The 17,284-nt window shown below is 71.5% G+C and carries 12 protein-coding genes; 1 reads left to right on the top strand and 11 read right to left on the bottom strand.

What is annotated here, in order from left to right; translation table 11 throughout:
• The 8 genes from ABZ622_RS31910 to eccD form a co-directional block, all read right to left on the bottom strand.
• Nucleotides 1–345 carry a hypothetical protein gene (locus ABZ622_RS31910; RefSeq protein ID WP_360549147.1) on the bottom strand — a complete coding sequence of 115 codons (345 nt, stop codon included), beginning with the start codon at nucleotides 343–345 and terminating at the stop codon, nucleotides 1–3.
• Nucleotides 342–767, bottom strand: coding sequence for a YbaB/EbfC family nucleoid-associated protein (locus ABZ622_RS31905; RefSeq protein ID WP_360549225.1), 426 nt, complete (start codon nucleotides 765–767; stop codon nucleotides 342–344). The genes ABZ622_RS31910 and ABZ622_RS31905 overlap by 4 nt, the downstream gene beginning before the upstream one ends.
• Before the next feature lie 101 nt (nucleotides 768–868).
• Nucleotides 869–3,544 carry an AAWKG family protein gene (locus ABZ622_RS31900; protein WP_360549145.1) on the bottom strand — a complete coding sequence of 892 codons (2,676 nt, stop codon included), beginning with the start codon at nucleotides 3,542–3,544 and terminating at the stop codon, nucleotides 869–871.
• A gap of 135 nt (nucleotides 3,545–3,679) precedes the next feature.
• A complete protein-coding gene (locus tag ABZ622_RS31895; protein ID WP_360549143.1) occupies nucleotides 3,680–4,123 on the bottom strand; it encodes a type VII secretion system-associated protein in 444 nt (147 codons plus the stop codon).
• A 13-nt stretch (nucleotides 4,124–4,136) separates the two neighbouring features.
• Nucleotides 4,137–4,460, bottom strand: coding sequence for a WXG100 family type VII secretion target (locus ABZ622_RS31890; protein WP_259930064.1), 324 nt, complete (start codon nucleotides 4,458–4,460; stop codon nucleotides 4,137–4,139).
• Nucleotides 4,461–4,566: 106 nt separating this feature from the next.
• Nucleotides 4,567–4,932, bottom strand: a complete 366-nt coding sequence (locus ABZ622_RS31885) for a hypothetical protein (protein WP_241196407.1) — start codon at nucleotides 4,930–4,932, stop codon at nucleotides 4,567–4,569.
• 103 nt (nucleotides 4,933–5,035) lie between these two features.
• Nucleotides 5,036–6,595, bottom strand: coding sequence for a type VII secretion protein EccB (eccB, locus tag ABZ622_RS31880; RefSeq protein WP_360549140.1), 1,560 nt, complete (start codon nucleotides 6,593–6,595; stop codon nucleotides 5,036–5,038).
• Nucleotides 6,596–6,612: 17 nt separating this feature from the next.
• Nucleotides 6,613–8,013 carry a type VII secretion integral membrane protein EccD gene (gene eccD, locus ABZ622_RS31875; RefSeq protein ID WP_360549138.1) on the bottom strand — a complete coding sequence of 467 codons (1,401 nt, stop codon included), beginning with the start codon at nucleotides 8,011–8,013 and terminating at the stop codon, nucleotides 6,613–6,615.
• 299 nt (nucleotides 8,014–8,312) lie between these two features.
• Here eccD and eccCa point away from each other — a divergent pair, with 299 nt between their 5' ends.
• On the top strand, nucleotides 8,313–12,245 hold the full coding sequence (gene eccCa, locus ABZ622_RS31870) for a type VII secretion protein EccCa (RefSeq protein ID WP_360549223.1): 3,933 nt from the start codon (nucleotides 8,313–8,315) through the stop codon (nucleotides 12,243–12,245).
• 61 nt (nucleotides 12,246–12,306) lie between these two features.
• On the opposite strand, the gene ABZ622_RS31865 is transcribed toward eccCa, so the two are convergent.
• The 3 genes from ABZ622_RS31865 to ABZ622_RS31855 form a co-directional block, all read right to left on the bottom strand.
• The gene (locus ABZ622_RS31865; RefSeq protein WP_360549136.1) at nucleotides 12,307–13,506 is read right to left on the bottom strand and encodes a S8 family serine peptidase; all 1,200 of its coding nucleotides are present in this window, start codon (nucleotides 13,504–13,506) and stop codon (nucleotides 12,307–12,309) included.
• Entirely contained in the window at nucleotides 13,503–16,832 is a 3,330-nt protein-coding gene (locus ABZ622_RS31860) for a right-handed parallel beta-helix repeat-containing protein (RefSeq protein WP_360549134.1), read from the bottom strand. Before ABZ622_RS31860 ends, ABZ622_RS31865 begins: the two co-directional genes overlap by 4 nt.
• A 215-nt stretch (nucleotides 16,833–17,047) precedes the next feature.
• Nucleotides 17,048–17,284 (bottom strand): glycosyl hydrolase family 18 protein (locus ABZ622_RS31855; RefSeq protein ID WP_360549132.1); only part of this gene is annotated, 237 nt, incomplete at its 5' end.

Below are 17,284 nucleotides of genomic sequence, written 5' to 3'. Positions count from 1 at the left end.
TCAGCGCTTTCCGCTGTTGTTGGGCTTGATCCGGTGGTCCCGGATCGCGTCCAGGATGTTGTTCTGGTTGGACTTGATCGACTTCAGGTTGACCGAGGTCCCGTGCGCCACACCGTTGACCGCTTCGGACAGGGCGATCGCCGTCTCGCTGCTGCTCTCCCGCTCCTTCTGCTCCTGCGGGATGACCTCCTTGGCGAAGCTGTCGTCCTGACCCGGCCAGTCGCTCGTGGCACGTACGTCGACGACGAAGTCGTCCACCATCGCGCCGATCGAGGTGCTGATCGAGAACATCTGCCGCAACCCGGCCTGGATCCGGGCGGGTTCGGCGAAGTAGCCGTCGCTCATGGTGTGTTCAGGCGCTCCTCGTCCTCGTCGATCTCGTCCCGCAGCCGGCGCCCCGACTCCTGCCGGGCCTGCTCCTCCGGGTCCTGGAGCACCTCGGGCCCGAAGATCCGCGCCCAGTCGATGTCCACGCCGGTGAGCTCGGGCACCTCGGTGCTCGGCCGGGTGAACGGCTCGAAGGTCTCCATCACCTGCCGGGCCATCTCCGTACGCGCCCGGCCGAACGCGTCCAGCACGGCACCCGACAGCTCGCCGGGCGACATCGTCCGGTACTTCCCCTCCAGGAACCGCAGCGCGGTCAGCTCGCCCTGCGGCCCGACCGTGACCTCCACCGACCGGTCCGCCGACCGCACGGTGCGGGTCGCCTGCCGCAGTTCGGCCTCGGCCTTCGCCACACCCTTCTCGGTGGCCTCCAGTTCGGCCATCGCCGTGGCGAGCCGGGCCTCCACGGACCTGGCGTACGGCGACACCTCTCCGCGTCCCGCGCTGTCCGGCGCCTCGTCCGCCGCTCCGCCCATCCGCCCGTTCACCGCCCGATCACCGTGGGCGTGCCGCCCTCTTCCGCGCCCCACACGTCCTCGTCCTCGGCCACCCAGTGCACCCGGTCGCGTTCACCGCTGCCGGTCGCCTGCCCGCCCTGGGTGCCGCCGGCCGCACCGCCCGCGACGGCCGTGGAGCTGGTGGCCGTACGGGCCCTGCGGGCGCTGCGCTCCTCGTCCGCGCCACGCCGCCCGCCGGAGCGGGACGATCCGCCGCGTGTGGCGGGGCCGCTCTCGGTCAGGACGTTGCGGACGCGTTCGCCCGACGAGCCGCCTGCCTGCCCACCGGCACCCATGCCACCCATCCCGCCCATCCCGCCCATGCCACCCATCGGCATCATCGGGTTGAGAGGTGTGGAGCCGTCCGACGACGCGCCCGAACCCGAGCCCGTACCGATGCCCGTGTCCGGCAGGGAGGCCGGGGGCTGGTTGCCGGTGGCGCCGGGCGGCGCTCCGAGCGTCCCGCCGGGATGGAAGGTGCTGTCGTACTCCTCGTAGTCGCCGTTGCCGGAACGGTTCTGACCGCCGCCGGACGAGGAGTTGTTCAACGAGGTGTGGGAGTTCCCGCCGAGGGAGTTGAGATCCCGGTGGAGATCCCGGTCCAGGTCGTGGTTCAGATCGCGGTTCAGGTCACGGTTCAGGTTGTGATTGAGATCCTGGTGGGTCGGCGGGGGAGTGAGGTGGTTGTTGGTGTTCGGCGGCCACTGGAACTCGTTCTTCGGGTTGAGGTCGGTGACCGTCTCCTTGCCGTTCTTGTCGATGGTCGTGACCTTGCCGGTCTCCGGATCGACGATCTGCCGGCTGCCGTCCTTGAACGTGGTGGTGAGCGTGCCGTCCTTGTTCAGCTTGGTGACACTGCCGTCCGGGTTGGTCACGCTCTGGCCCGGGTTGAGGTCCTGCACCGTGGTCTTGCCCTGGTGCGGTGTGACCGTGTACTTCCCGGTCTTCGGGTCGTACGTCACCCGGTCGCCGTTCGGGTACGTCGTGACCAGGTTGTGGTTCTTGTCGAGCGAGGTGGTACCGCCACCGGGGTTCAGGACCGAAGTGTTCGGGAGGTTGGGCGGCGGAACCGTCGGGTTCAGCGGGCCGGTGTGCGTCGTGTCCCCGTTGCCCTGGGTCGAGTCGCCGTTGGGGTTGAGGATGTCGTCGATGTTCTTGTTGAGGTCGCTCGTCAGATCCTTCCCGGTGCCACCGCCGGGACCGTTGCCCGAGTCACCGTTGAGATCCTTCGTCCCGTTGTTGCCGAGCAGGTCCTTCAGACCCCCCGGCCCGCCCCCGAAGTCGTTGAGGGACTTGGTGACGTTGTTTCCCATGTCACCGATGCCCTTGTTGAGGTTCTCCAGGGTCGTGTTGAGGTCCTTGTTGTTCTTGTCCGCCTCCTCCTTCGCCTTCTCGGTCTTCTCCTTGGTGTAGAACTCCGTCAGCGACCCGGTGTTCTTGGTGGTGAGCGGCGACTCGAACGGCTTGGTGGCGTCGATCCAGCTGTTGTTGAGATCGGACAGCACCGTCATCGCCGTGCCGTTCAGACCGGCCTGGAGGCCCTCGACGTCGGGGTGCGGCTGCTCGATGTACTCGTTCCACAACCTGACGGCCTCATTGCCCACCGCGGCCCAGTTCTGGATGTCGGTCAGATCGCCGTAGGTGGGATGCGGTTCCTGGAAACCGTCCTTGGTGGAGTACGTCGTCGTGGTGGTGGGGGTGATGACGTTCCCGGTGGAGGTCGTCGACGTGATGTACGGAATGTTGTGCTGGGTCAGCCAGTCCAGGATGCCGTTCAGGACCTTGATCAGGTGGAAGTGCGGGTCGTGCTCGTTACGCCCCATCCACGCGTTCCAGGCCGTTCGCAGCGACTTCGCCTGGGTCAGCAGCGTCTGCTGCGCCGCCATCAGCTGCTTGGAATGGTTGGACTTCGGCGTGAAGGCGGGATCCCCGACGGCGTCGAACTTGTCGCCCGCGCCCAGCTGTTCCTTGTAGTTGTCGTAGTTCCCGTGCAGCTGATGCACCAACTGCCAGAAGATTCCCGCCGCCTGTCCCTTCCAGGCCGACTGCTCGCTCCCCAGCGACTTCTCCCACCCCGCGAGGATCGCCGTCTGGTCCACGAAGAACTGGGCCGCCCGGTCGAAGGCCTGGGCGGTGCTCCGGAAGGAGTTGAGGTCCACCACATTGGCGTCCGGCACCGAGGCGCCGTTGAAGGACGCACCCTGTGTGGTCTTCGAATCGATGAGGGCGCCCAGGGCCGCCCCCGGGCCTCCCATGTACTGGCCGAGCGGGCCGATGTCGAAGTCGTCGCCGTACTTGCCCTTGTACTTCCCGCCGCTCAGGGACTCATTGGCCTCCAGTCCCCGGCTGCGCCCCTTCTCCGACATGAAGGAGCCGATGAAGACCAGCCGGGCGTGGTACATCTCCACGTGGCCGTTCTTGTTGGAGTAGAAGTACAGGTCGTAGTCCTGGCCGTCGCTCTTCAGCGAACCCTGCGTGGCCGCGTTGACCACCGACTGGACACCGATCTTGTCCAGGCTCATCCGGAAGAGCGGGCTCTTCTCCTTGCTGCTCAGGCCGGTGAACAGGCCCTTGCGGCTGGGCATCGGATAGCCGGTCAGCTTGGTGACGGCCTGCCCCCAGTAGTCGTCGGCGTCGTAGTTCTGTGAAGTGGGGGTCGACATGCGGAACGCTCCGGGGACGAAGAAGGAGGGTCGGGGCGGGCGGAGAAGAGGTGGTGCGCAGACGGGCCGGCCCGGACCGCCGGAGCGGCCCGGGCGGATCGCCGGAGCGGACTGCCCCCGGCAGGGGGCGGCGGGTCAGGTGCCGGTCTTCGTGGTCGGGCTCAGTTCCTTGTCCACGTCCGAGAAGATGTCGAGCAGCGCGGCGCCGTCGATCGATTCGAGACTCTTGCCCTGAGTGCTGAGCAGCTTCTCGATGGTCGTCAGCAGATCGCTCTTGATGTGCTTGAACAGTGTTTCCTGGCTCTCGAAGATGTCGTCGACGGAGCCGGCCGCCTTCTTGACCGCCGCCACCAGGGACTGGCCGTGCACACTGTCGTCCGTCCCCATCAGGCCGATGGCCAGCGCCGGGTCCTGCTGGAGCGTCGTCGGGGAGGTACGCCCGTCGAGGATGCTCTTCAGAGCCTTGAGGCCGTTGGGGTCGTCCTTGCGGATCTTGTCCAGCGCCGTCTGGAAATCCGTGATGTCGTTCTCGGCGAACGACTTGAGACTCTTGCCGTCGAGGTGGGTCAGATCGGCCATCGGGGGCTCCCGCTCAGCGGCCGATGGCGATCTCGGACCACATCTGCGACAGCGAGTTCTCGCTGTACTTGTAGTTGCCCGAGATGTCGGTCAGCAGGGCCGCGTGCGAGTTCAGCAGCGTTTCCATGTTCCGCACCGCCTGGTCCCAGGCGGCCTGCTTCTGCCGGTAGGTGTCGGCGTCGGAGCCGTACCACGTCTTGCGCAGCTCGCCGAGCTCCGCCTCCAGGGACGCGAGGGTCCGGGCGATCGCCTGGGTCTGGCGGACCATGTCGTCGCCGGCGTTGTTCATGTGGCCGTAGTCGACCAGGATGTAACCGTCGGTCAGGTTGTCGGGCATCGGGGAGACCTCGCTTCACTGCCTGGGAGGGCCCCGCCGCGGTGGCGGCGAGGGGTGCCGGTCGTCCGGCGGACGGAACGACGGGATCCGTCGTCCGGGGCGGGTCCTACGCCATCAGGTCGTCGAACGCCTTCTGCGAGGCGCTGTACGCCTGGTTGATCGCGTCGTTGGACGAGCCCTGCGTCTTGCCGTGCTCCACCAGGCTGGTGTTGAGCTTGTCGACCATGTCCTCCAGGTTGCGGAGGATGATGTTGACCTGGTCGTCCCACTGCTTCAGCAGGGCCCCGTACTGGCCGCCGTCGCTGCCCTGGTACCCCTTGCTCAGGTTGTTGCGGGTGTCGTCGACGTCCTGGCGGGACTTGAGGATTCCGCTGTAGGCGGCCTCAAGCGCCTGAATGCCGTTCCTGGTCGAGCTCTCGCTCGACTGCTGGAGGTTGCCGCCCGGTGCCGCCTGAGCGCCTGCGTCTGCCACGGTGTCTCCCATGCCTCAACTGCTGGATGGCCGTGATCCTATGATCAGATCCGTGGTGTGCTCAATGATCCTCGTCCGCATCTGAGCTTTTCCTGAGGATCCATCAACTTCTTTCACCCGTCGGCAATGTTCCGTTGCCCTTGTCGCCGCTCCCGTCACCCTCCGCCTGCGGGCAGGACGGCGCAGTGGTGCCCGCCGTGCGCCCCGCCGCGGCCGCCTCCGTGCTCAGGTCGGGGCCGGACGGCAGCATCGCCAGGAGCGGTGACGGGAGCGCCTGGGCGGCGGCCCCGTCGTACCCCAGTGCCTTCTGCGCCGCCTGGGAGAGCAGCCGGTACTTCACCCCGTTGTCGGCGACGAAGTACGTGGTGGAGCCGACATCGGTGCCACCGGCGCCGAGCGCCTTGACCAGCGCCCCGTGCCCCGGTCGCATCGCCGTCGCGTCCACCGGCAGACAGGCCGGGGCGATGTGCTCCGGCGACGCCTCGGAGGCCGGCGGCAGTGAGCCGAGCGGGACCAGCGCGCCGGTCACCCGGGTGCCGTCCCCCTGGTCGGGCCGCACCCGGGCACAGGCCGCCCAGCCGGCCGGCACGGCCTCGGCGCGCGGCGGCGTGGCCGGCAGACCGGCCGGCACGGGCTCGCTGCCCTCCGCACCGGGCGCCAGCCCGGCCTTCACCTCGGCCGCGCCGATCACCACCGCGGCCGGAGCCGCGCCGCCGTACGCCCGGTCCTTGGTCTCGGCGGACCCCAGCGCCAGCGCCGCCCCGGTCTCCGTCAGCGGAACCAGCCCCTCCTTGCGCAGCAGGTAGTACTGGCGCGCCGCCCCCGGAGTCCGCGACTGGAACACCTGCCCCAGCTTCGACGGCCGCCCGCCCAACGACGGCCCCGCCCCACCGCGCCCGGGCACCGCCGGCGGCACCAGGTCCGGCCCCTGCACCAGCGCGTCCAGGAACGCCGCCGACACCGGCCGGGGCGTCACCGACCCGTACCCCAGCGACACCGCGGCGTTCCCGCTCCGGTCCAGCCGCAGCCGGCTGCCCTGCCAGACCAGATACCGGGCCCGGTCCGGCCCCGACACCACCAGGCCCTGCCCGGCACTCATCCCGCGCCCCTCGACCGGCGCACCGGCCACCAACGCGGTGAACGCACCGCCCTTGCCGGTGGCACCGCCGGAACCCCCGGCGCCCGCACCGGCCTCCGAGGCGAGCACCGAGCACACCTGCCACGGGTCCTTCTCCAGGTCCTGCGCACCCGGTACGGAGTCCGGCGCACCCGGTATCCCGACCGGGGCGCCCACCGCGGTGCCCTTCAGTGACGAGGTGCTCACGTCCTCGGACTTCAGCTTCCCGTCGCCGACCAGCAGCGCGGAGGCGTAGTTGCGCACCGGCCGCAGCCGGCCGCCCACGTACACGTAACGCGCGCCGGTCTCCCGGTTCACCACCAGCGTCCCCGACGCCCGCCACGCGTCGTTGCCGCCCGGGGACATGAGGCCGTACACCAGCGAACCGGCGGCCACCAGCGCGGTGATCACCACACCGACCAGCACCCCGCGGGTGGTCCGCCCGAGCGGGCTCTCCGGGGCGTCCGGGTCGGCGAGCAGCATCCCCGAGGTCAGCCGGCCCATCACGAAGGTGTGGGCCTGGACCTGGTCACGCTTGGACTGCATGTCGCATACCTTCCGGGTCAGCCGTTGATCGCCCGGAGCGCGGCGAAGACGCCGAGCACCCAGAGCGCGAGCGGCAGCAGGCTGATCGCCAGTGCCGAGTGCAGCAGTTCGGCCGCGCGGCCCCAGTACGGCACCAGCCGGCGCCCGGGCACCGTCCACGACACGATCGCCAGCAGCGCGGTGAACGCCACGAGCCCCGCCACCAGCAGCGGCCGCTCGTCGGGCGTCAGGGACGCCGCCAGGGCCAGGGTCAGCAGCGCCGCGCCCCAGATGCCGGGCAGCAGCAGCGCGAGCCGCTGCGGCACATTGACCATGCCGCGCCCGTGCAGCAGCAGAAGCAGCGAGAGCACCGAGGCGGTCAGTGTCTCCGGCAGGTTCGGATCGTCCGCCAGCACCACGAGAGAGGCCGCGCAGACGGTGCCCGCCGCCCCGTAGAGCGCGGTCATCCAGCCGCTCGCCAGCTCGGTGCGGGTGGTCACATCACCACCCGCGTAGGGCTCGATGCCCTCCTGGAGCTGCTGCGAGTTGGTCGGCAGCGAGGGCATCCGCATCCCCGCCAGCTTGAACGCCAGGGCCGGTACGAAACCGCCCAGCACCACCGCCAGCGCGGCGAGCACCGTCGCCGCCCCGTCCATCGTCAGACCGGCCGGCCCGGCCAGCGCCCCGCCCAGAGCGACGGCGCACCAGAACACCGCCGTCGCCAGGAAGAACGGCACGGACACCGCCGCGAGCGCGAGCCCCAGCACCGCACCGCCCGCACCGGCGGCCCCCGCCGCCAACAGCCTTGCCCCGAGCACCTGATGCACATCGGGTCCGCCCAGATCGCCGCCCGGCAGCAGCCAGCCGGCCAGCGCCAGATACGGACTCGCCATCGATCCGAGCACCGCGGCGGCAGCCGCGTCACCCACCGCCCGGCTCGCCGAGGCGGCCCCGGCCAGCAACAGCGCCCCCACCGCACCCGCCCCGGCGGCCCGCACCCCGGCCGGGCCGCCCGGCCAGGCCAGCAGGGCCAGTCCGGCGATCAGGGACAGCACACACAGGGCCCGCAACAGCCGCCTGCTGGAGCCGGCACTCCAGCCGTGCAGCCGGTCGCGCACCACACTGGCGATGCCGTCGACCAGGTCGTCCAGCCGCACTTCGGGCAGGGCGTCGGTGTGCGGACGCAGATACAGCACCTCGCCGTCCTTGAGGTCGAGGGTCTCCAGCGTCCCCTCGTCGTCCAGGGCCGGTCCGCCCAGCCGTTGCAGCACCCAGCCGCTGTGGTCCAGGCCGTTCTCCTCCAGTTCCTCACCCGCGTAACGCAACACGGTGGGAAGGAGATCGGCCACCGGCACATCGGCGGGCACCGCAAGGTCGATGGTCTTTTCGGGGGCACGTATGGTGAGGCGGCACAGGCCCGCCACGGAGCTGTCGGTCAAGGTCAGGGCTCGCGTTCTCGGGGACTTGTCGGATGCGACGTGGACGCGCTTGGTGATTCGGATGCAGACTACTGATCATCATCCGGGCCGTCGTCAACGGACCTCTCACGAGTCCCTGTTGGTCCGGAACCGTCTGGCTTGTGCGCCGGTCGGCACTCCTGTGCGCCCATCCCGGTCCGGTCCACCCGTCACGGCGGGCGGCCCGCCGCCGTCCGCGGCCTGCCGTCGCCGTCGTCGAAGGAGTCTGTTCGTTGAGTGTGGTCCTCTTCCGCCGCCCAGCCCGCCGTCGCGGCCCGGACATGCCCGAAGGAGAGCTGAACCTCCAGGAGCCACCGACCCTGCCGGAGACGGTTCCTGACTCCTCGGCGATCTGGACCTACCTCCCGATGGCCATGATGTCGGTGTCCATGATGCTGATGTTCATGCGTCCGGGCGGCGGCAGCAGTGTGTTCACCTACCTGGCACTCGGCATGATGGTCACCGCCTCGGCCGCCATGCTCATCGGCCAGATGATGCGCAAGGGCGGCGAGCGCAAACAACGGCTGCGCGGCGAACGACGCGACTACCTGCGCTATCTGTCGCAGATCCGGCGCAGCGTCCACGAGGCGGTCAGCGACCAGCAGGAGGCCCTCGCCTGGCGGCACCCCGAACCCCGGGTGCTGCGCACCATGGTGCGCTCCACCCGGCTCTGGGAACGCCGGGTCTCCGACGACGACTTCGCCGAGGTGCGCATAGCCGTCGGCGACCAGCAGCTCGCGCTGCGCCTCACCCCGACGGCGACCAAACCGGTCGAGGACCTCGAACCGCTCTGCGCCCACGCGCTGCGCCGCTTCATCAAGGCGTACGGAGTCGTCCCCGACCAGCCCACCGGCCTCTACCTGCGGTCCTGGACCCGGATCCTGTTCCGCGGCGACGACCGGGCCGTACGGGACACCGTCCGCGCGGTCCTGTCCCAGCTCGCCTTCTTCCACCCGCCGGAGGAGCTGTGGATCGCCCTGTGCGTCGCCGACGAGCGGCGCGCCGAATGGGAATGGGTCAAGTGGCTCCCGCACAGCCAGCACGCCCAGGAGCAGGACGGCGCCGGCCCCTCCCGGCTGGTCGCCTCCGCCTTCCGTGACCTGGAGGAGCTGCTCGGCGCCGAATTCTCCGAGCGGCCCGTCTTCGACCCCGAGGCCGTTCCCGGCCGCGACGAACCGTTCACCGTGATCGTCGTCGACGGCACCACCGTGCCCACCGGCCACCGCCTGGACGGCCCCGGACTGCGCAACGTCGTCGTGCTCGACCTGTCCGGCGCCCTCAGCTGGCGCCCCGGCCGCACCACCCTGCGCCTCGACGTGCAGCCGGACGCCCTGAACCTCGTACGCACCGACCGCAGCCGCAAGGAACAGACCACCCTCCTCGGCCGTCCCGACGCCATGGGCCCGGCCGCCGCCGAATCGCTGGCCAGGCTCCTCGCGCCGTACCGGATGAGCCTCTCGGCGGACGCCGCCCAGCCGCTGGACACCGACGTCGAACTCACCACCCTGCTCGGCATACCCGACCTCTACCGGCACGAGCCGGCCACCCTCTGGGAACGCTCGACCGGCGCCGCCCGGCTGCGCGTCCCGGTCGCCGTCGGCGCCGACGGAATCCCGGTGGAACTGGACATCAAGGAGTCCGCACAGGGCGGCATGGGCCCGCACGGCATGCTGATCGGTGCCACCGGATCCGGCAAGAGCGAACTGCTGCGCACCCTCGTGCTCGGCCTCGCCCTCACGAACTCCTCCGAAACACTCAATTTCATCCTGGTGGACTTCAAGGGCGGCGCCACCTTCCTCGGCCTCGACGAACTCCCGCACACTTCCGCGGTGATCACCAACCTGGCCGACGAAGTCGCCCTGGTGGAACGCATGCAGGACGCCCTGCACGGCGAACTCGTCCGCCGCCAGGAACTGCTGCGCAGCGCCGGGAACCACACCTCCGCGCTGGAGTACGAGAAGGCCCGCGCGGCCGGTGCCGACCTCGAACCGCTCCCCAGCCTCTTCGTCGTCGTCGACGAGTTCAGCGAACTGCTCTCCGCGCACCGCGAGTTCATGGACCTGTTCGTGATGATCGGACGGCTCGGCCGTTCACTCGGAGTCCATCTGCTGCTCGCCTCCCAGCGGCTGGACGAGGGCCGCATGCACCAGCTGGAGAGCCACCTCTCCTACCGGGTGGGGCTGCGCACCTTCTCCGCCATGGAGTCGCGCGGTGTGCTCGGCGTGCCCGACGCCTACCAGCTGCCCTCCCAGCCCGGCAGCGGCTTCCTGAAGAGCGGCGTCGAGGCGCTGACCCGCTTCCGGGCGGCGTACGTCTCCGGCCCCTACCGCAAGCGGCGCGGCGCGGCCGTGCAGGCCAGGGTCGCCAGCCAGGTGATGCCCTGGACCACCGACTGGGTCGTGCCGCGGGCCCCCGCCCGTACCCCCGACCCCGAACCCGCCGCCTCGGCCGAGGAGCCCGACACCGGCGACACACTGCTCTCCGTCGCCCTGGACCGGCTGCGCGGCTCCGGACCGGCCGCCCACCAGGTGTGGCTGCCGCCGCTGGACCTGCCGCCCGCCCTCGACCTGCTGCTGCCCTCGCCCGAGCCCGACCCGGAACGGGGCCTCACCCCGGCGGGCACCTCGGGGCCGGGCAGGCTCAAGGTGCCGCTGGGGCTCGTGGACATGCCGTTCGAGCAGCGCCGCGACCCGCTGACGGTGGACCTCTCCGCCGCCGGCGGCCATGTCGCGGTCGCGGGCGGCTCGCAGAGCGGCAAGTCGACCGTCGTACGGACCCTGATCAGCGCCCTCGCCCTCACCCACACCCCGCGCGAAGTGCAGTTCTACTGCCTCGACTTCGGTGGCGGCGCCCTCTCCGCACTGTCCCGGCTGCCGCACGTCGGCGGCGTCGCGGGCCGGCTCGACACCGAACGCATCAGCCGTACGGTCGCCGAGGTGACCGCCGTGCTCAACGAACGCGAGCAGTTCTTCCAGGACAGCGGCATCGACTCGATGGCCTCCTACCGGCGCCGTCGCGCCGCCGGGGAGTTCCCCGAGGAACCGCACGGCGATGTCTTCCTGGTCGTGGACGGCTGGGCCACGGTCAAGCAGGACTTCGACTCGCTGATCCCCACCTTCCACCAGATCGCCTCCCGCGGCCTCAACTACGGCGTCCACCTGGTCGTCACCACCGCCCGCTGGATCGAACTCCCCGCCCAGGTCCGCGACCAGTCACTGACCCGGCTGGAGCTCAAGCTCGGCGACCCGATGGACTCGATGATCGACATCCGCAAGGCGGCCACCGTGCCGCGCGGCGCCGGCCGAGGCCTCACCATGGAGGGCAAGCTGCACTTCCTGACCGCCCTGCCCCGCATCGACGGCAGCGACAGCGCCGACGACCTCGCCGAGGGCGTCGCCGACCTGGTGGACCGGATCGCCGAACACTGGCAGGGACCGCCGGCCCCGCCGGTACGGATGCTGCCGCACCGCCTCCCGGCCGCCGAACTCCCGGAGCCGGAGCGCACCGAGGGGCTGCGCGTCCCGATCGGCCTGGACGAGGAGACCCTCTCGCCGGTCTGGCACGACTTCGGGCGCACCCCGCACCTGATCGGCATCGGCGACAGCGAGAGCGGCAAGACCAACCTGCTGCGTCTGCTGGTCCGTTCCATCACCGCCAGGTACACCGCGGCCGAGGCCCGCGTCCTGGTGGTGGACTACCGCCGCGAACTGGTCGACGCCGTACCCGAGGAGTACCGCCTGGGACACGTCGTCGCCGTCGACGCCCTGCGCGAAATGGTCGGCGGCGCGGCCCGCGCCATCAAGACCAGGCTCCCCGGCCCGGACATCGCCCCGTCCCGGATGCGGCAGTGCGACTGGTGGACCGGGCCCCGGCTGTTCGTCCTGATCGACGACTACGACATGGTCAGCGGCACCGGCTCCTACGACCACCCGTTCGCCCCGCTCCTGGACCACCTCGCGCTCGGCTATGAGGTCGGGCTGCACGTGGTGGCGGTTCGGTCGGCCACCGGCTCCGGCCGCGGTCTCAACGACCAGTTGCTGCGCCGCCTGGACGAGGTCAACACGCCCGGCATGCTGCTGTCCTGCCCGCCGTCCGAGGGCTATGTGTTCGGCAATGTGAAGCCGCGCAACCTGCCGCCGGGCAGGGCCCAGTACATCGTCCGGCGCAAGGCCACCCTCGTACAGACCGCACTGGCCGAGGAGGCCGGGGCCTGAGCGACACGGCGAGGGCCCCGGGGTGCGCGCACCCCGGGGCCCTTCGCGTCTGCCCGGCCGCTCAGTCGCCCGTCGGGCCGGCCACCGGGCGGCGGCCCGCCGGACGCCAGCCGCGGGCACGGCCGCGAGGCGCGACCAGCGCCGCCCACGCGACCAGCAGCGCGAGCGAGCCGCCGCCCACCGCGATCCACACCGCCCTGCGGGTGGCACCCCCGCTGCCGTTGCCCGGCGGCATCACCACCGAGTCGTCCCGCACCGCCCGTGTGCGCCGCACCGGATCAGGTACGGAGGTGACGGCGGCGTACGGGTCCAGCCGCGGCACGTCCGCCGGGTAGGCGGTACGGGTCAGCCGCCGCGCCGTCTCCGCGGCCGACAGCTCCGGATGCGCCGACCGCACCAGCGCGGCCGTGCCCGCCGCGTACGCGGCGGCGAACGACGCCCCCGACCCGATGAAGTGCCCCGTCCCGCGCGGCCCCACGCCCACGACCCCGTCACCGGGGGCGGCGAGGTCCGCGCCACGGGTGGCCGGTGCGCCGTCCGGGCGGGTGCCCCGCGCGTCCATGTCGATGACGGAGAGGACCCCGGGCGCCGAAGCGGGCCAGTAGTCGCGCGGCGGCTCGGGCTCCCGGCCCGGCGACGAACGCGCCGGGTCGGGGGTCGCGGCGGCCACGATCAGCGCGTCGTGGGAGGCCGCGTACTTCACCGCCGAGGCGAGCCCGGCCGAGTCGGCGGCCAGCGCGGGGGAGACCTGGACGACCTTCGCGCCCGAGTCGGTGGCCGCCCGGATCCCGGCGGCCACCGAGGCCGCGGTCGCCGCCCCGCGCTCGTCGGTGCCCCGCACCGCGATGATCCGGGACTCCTGGGCGACCCCGGCGACCCGCACGTTCTTCGCGGGCGCGGCGGCGATCAGCCCGGCCACGAACGTTCCGTGGCCCACGCAGTCCGCCCCGGCGGAACCCACCGCCGAGACCCGGCCCGCGAGTGCCGGCGCCTGAGCCGAGACCCCGGTGTCCACCACCGCGACCTTCACCCCCGCACCGCTGCCGAACGTCCAGGTGCGGGCGAGCTGGAGGTTCTGCTGCTCCCACGGCACCGCCGTGGCCCGCGCCTTCGACCCGCCGGTGCACGGATCACCGGCACCGAGCCGGGCGGGCATCACCGGCAGCCTGACCTTCTCGCCGTCGGCCGCGGCGGGACCGGCGGCCGGCAGCACCATCACCGCGGCGAGCAGGGCCGCGGCCGGAACCCGTCCGGCCCTCATTCGGGCACCGCCTGCGGGCGTACGACGTCCTGCGGGAGCAGCAGCCGCAGATCGTCCAGACCGGGCGCCGCCATGGTGCTGAGCCGGCCCGCCTGGCGGGTCATCATGCCCTCCAGGACCTGCCGCGCCAGCCGCGCGTTGCCGAACGAACGGTCCCTGGGCAGCGCGTCGAAGTACTCGCGCATGACCGCACCGGCGCCCGCGGCACACTCGTAGCCGGACGCGGCCGCGTGCTGGCGGACGATGGTGACCAGCTCGTCCGAGGAGTAGTCGGCGAATTCCACCCGCCGGGAGAACCGCGAGGACAGACCGGGGTTGGACGCCAGGAAGCGCTCCATCTCACCGGTGTAGCCCGCGACGATCACCACCACCTCGTCGCGGTGGTCCTCCATCAGCTTCAGCAGCGTGTCCACCGCCTCGCGCCCGAAGTCGCCGCTGCCCGCGGACCCTTCCGGGGTCAGTGTGTACGCCTCGTCGACGAACAGCACCCCGCCCCTGGCCCGGTCGAAGACCTCCCGGGTGAGCTGGGCGGTGTGTCCCACGTACCGGCCGACCAGGTCCGCCCTGGCCACCTCGACGAGCTGGCCGCGCGGCAGCACCCCGAGTGACTTCAGCAGCTCGCCGTAGAGCCGGGCGACCGTGGTCTTGCCGGTGCCGGGCGGCCCGGTGAAGACCAGATGATGGCTGATCCGCGGCGCGGGCAGCCCGGCCGCCTCCCGCTTCTTCGCGGTGGCCAGCAGATTGACCAGGTCGGTGACATCGCGCTTGACGGCGGCCAGACCCACCATGTCCCCGAGCCGGGCCAGCGGGTCGCTCTCCGCCCCGCCGTCGGCCGGCTGCCCGGACACCGCGGCCGCGGCCTCCTCGCCGACGTCCTCGGGCAGCAGCCGGGTGAGGTCCTGCTCGTCGGCGTCGGGGAGGGCGGCCAGCCGGTACGCCTGACGGTCCACCATCTCCTCGAACACCTGCCGGGCGGCCCGCCCGTTGCCGAAGCCGGCGTCCCTGGGCATCCGCTCGAAGTGCGCGGCGAGCGCGCCGAGCGTCGACTCGTCGAGCTCGTAACGGTGCCGGGCGCACATGCTCTCGATGATCGCGACGAGTTCGGGGACCGCGTAGTTCTCGAACTCGACCGTCCGGGAGAAGCGCGAGGCGAGACCCGGGTTGGAGCCGAGGAAGTCCCGCATCTCGTCCGCGTACCCGGCGGCGACCACGACGACGTCGTCGCGGTGGTCCTCCATCAGTTTCAGGAGCGTGTCGACCGCCTCCCGGCCGAAGTCGGCGCCCGAACCCCGTCCGTCCGACAGCAGGCTGTACGCCTCGTCGACGAACAGCACCCCGCCCAGCGCCCGTTTGAACGTCTCGGTGGTCTTGATGGCCGTGCCGCCGACGATCTGCGCCACCAGGTCCGCGCGCGACACCTCCACCAGATGGCCGGAGGGCAGCGCGCCCAGCTCGGCGAGGATCGCCCCGTAGAGCCGGGCGACCGTGGTCTTGCCGGTGCCGGGCGGCCCGGAGAAGACCAGGTGCCGGCTCATCGGCGGGGCCGGCAGCCCGAGACGGGCCCGCCGCTGGGCGAGCTGGATCAGATTGACCAGTGTGCGCACCTGGTGCTTGACGTTCTCCAGGCCGATCAGCGCGTCCAGTTCGGCCAGCGGGCCGTCCTCGCGCGCCGCCCCCGCGCCGGTGGCGGAGGCGCCCGTGCCGGCCGGATCGGTGCCCTCGGCCTCGCCGAGCCCCCAGGCGTCCCGCTTGCCGTTCTCCGTGCTGGTCAGATGCTCGACCGCCAGCCGGTCGCCCGCCAGGGCCTGCACCAGACCGCCGCCCTCGTTGTTCCGCGCCGTGCAGTTGACCACCGACACCGCGGCCGTGGTCTCGACCCGGAAGCCGTCCCGGCCCGATCCGCTCACCTCACAGGCGGTGAAGGCGCCCCGGCTGCCCTGGGCCAGCAGCACCCCGTGCCCCGCCGCGGCGGCGATCCGCAGCCGGGTCGCGGTCAGTTCGCCGCCGTCCTCGACCACCACACCCGAGTCGGTGGCCTCCCGGACGTCCCAGTCCCGGACGGTGACGCTGCCGCCCGCCGCCACCGACATGCCGTGCGCGGCACCGTGCACGGCGCCCCCGCCGACATAGACGTTGCCGTTGTCGGCGACCCGGATCCCGGCGCCGCCCGGCCGTTCGATCTCGCAGTCCTCCAGCCGGCCCCGGCCGTCCTTGACGACCTCCACGCCGTGTCCCTTCGCGGCGCCGATCCTGGCCCTGCGCACCAGCGGATTGGCGCCGCTGCGTATCCGCAGGCCCGCGCCGCCCGCGTCGAGCACTTCGAGCCGGTCCAGCTCGGCGACCGACTCCTCCTCCAGCAGCACACCCGTCTGCACGCTGTCCCGGACGGTCAGCCCGACCAGCACCGGCGAGGACGAGCCCCGCACGTGCAGCGCGGCGTCCTCGGCCGAATCCAGCCAGCAGTCCTCGAAGGTGCCCCTGGCCCGGTCCGACACCAGCAGGCCGGGGCCCTTCGTACGGGCGGTACGGCACCGGCGCAGCAGCGGATCGGTGCCGTTGGACAGGACGATGCCCGGCCCGTTGGTACCGGTCACCCGGAGGTCCTCCAGCACCGTCCGGGCCGACGAGGAGAGGTGGACGCCCACCCCGGTGTCGTGGACCACGGTCCGCAGGACCCGGGTGGTGCTCTGCTCCTCCAGCGCGATGGACGGCTTGTCGGTGGAGGAGATGTCGCACTCCTCCACCGAGCCCTGTCCCTCGCCGTTGGCGAGCACCCCGTTGGCGCGCGCGTCACGGATGGTGCAGCCGCGCAGCGTGATCCGGCCGCGTTCACCGATCACCACGCCCGAGGTGCCCAGGTGCTCGACCGTGCAGGACTCGGCGGAACTCTCCACCGCCGAGGTCACCACCAGACCGGCGCCGCGCGGATTGCTCACCCGGCAGTCCCGCAGCGCCACCGAACCGGACCCGCGGGCCAGCAGGGCGGTCCACGAGGTGCCGGTGATGTCGCAGCCGTCCATCGCGATCTGACCGCGCGGGGCGTCCACCACCGGCAGCTCCTCGTCACGGCCGCGCAGCACCAGATCGGTGAGCATCACGGCCTCGGCCTGGAGCACCACGGCACTGCCGTGGGGCGGGCATATCTCGACGCTGCCGCGGGACTGTTCGGCGACGACGGTGACGGGGACGGTGATGACCAGACTCTCGGCGTAGGTGCCGGAACGGACGCTGATCACGGCGCCGTTGCGCGCCCTGGCGAGCGCCTCACCGATCGTTCGAAAGCCGTCGGGCCGCTCGGGACAGACCGTCAGAACCTGGCGTGACAAGCGGAATCCTCCTCCTTGGGGCCACACCGCGGTCCTGGGAACACATTGTCGGAGCGGGTGCGGCTCCATCATGCCGGAGTGAGCCGCGAGAGCTTCGGCCGGAGCGGGAACGGCGCGTGAACCACGGCACGTCGGCCCCCGCGCGGATCACCTCATCACGGGCGAAACGGGGCGGAGGGCCGACCGGCCCTCCGCCCCGTCCCGGAGTCGCGTGACTACTTGATCGCCTTGATCAGTTCGCCGTCGGTGGTGTCACCGCTCAGCTCCCAGAAGAAGGTGCCGCCGAGCCCCTGCTGGTTCTTGTAGTCCATCTTGGTGGAGATGGTGGCGGGGGTGTCGTAGCTCCACCAGTTGGTACCGCAGTGGGCGTACGCGGTGCCGGCGACGGTGCCGGTGGCGGGGCAGCTGGTCTTGAGGACCTTGTAGTCCTCGATGCCGGCCTCGTAGGTGCC

Origin of the sequence: Streptomyces sp. NPDC007164, from assembly GCF_040634135.1 — a bacterium.
Taxonomy (GTDB): domain Bacteria; phylum Actinomycetota; class Actinomycetes; order Streptomycetales; family Streptomycetaceae; genus Streptomyces; species Streptomyces sanglieri.
Note: the sequence above shows the minus strand (reverse complement) of the source record. Positions and strands in the feature narration are given on the sequence as shown.

What these genes read in the sequence shown, in the direction of transcription:
- ABZ622_RS31910 (WP_360549147.1), bottom strand. Translation starts at nt 345, where the DNA reads ATGAGCGACGGCTACTTCGCCGAACCCGCCCGGATCCAGGCCGGGTTG.
- ABZ622_RS31905 (WP_360549225.1), bottom strand. Translation starts at nt 767, where the DNA reads ATGGCCGAACTGGAGGCCACCGAGAAGGGTGTGGCGAAGGCCGAGGCC.
- ABZ622_RS31900 (WP_360549145.1), bottom strand. Translation starts at nt 3,544, where the DNA reads ATGTCGACCCCCACTTCACAGAACTACGACGCCGACGACTACTGGGGG.
- ABZ622_RS31895 (WP_360549143.1), bottom strand. Translation starts at nt 4,123, where the DNA reads ATGGCCGATCTGACCCACCTCGACGGCAAGAGTCTCAAGTCGTTCGCC.
- ABZ622_RS31890 (WP_259930064.1), bottom strand. Translation starts at nt 4,460, where the DNA reads ATGCCCGACAACCTGACCGACGGTTACATCCTGGTCGACTACGGCCAC.
- eccB (WP_360549140.1), bottom strand. Translation starts at nt 6,595, where the DNA reads ATGCAGTCCAAGCGTGACCAGGTCCAGGCCCACACCTTCGTGATGGGC.
- eccCa (WP_360549223.1), top strand. Translation starts at nt 8,313, where the DNA reads ATGCCCGAAGGAGAGCTGAACCTCCAGGAGCCACCGACCCTGCCGGAG.
- ABZ622_RS31865 (WP_360549136.1), bottom strand. Translation starts at nt 13,506, where the DNA reads ATGAGGGCCGGACGGGTTCCGGCCGCGGCCCTGCTCGCCGCGGTGATG.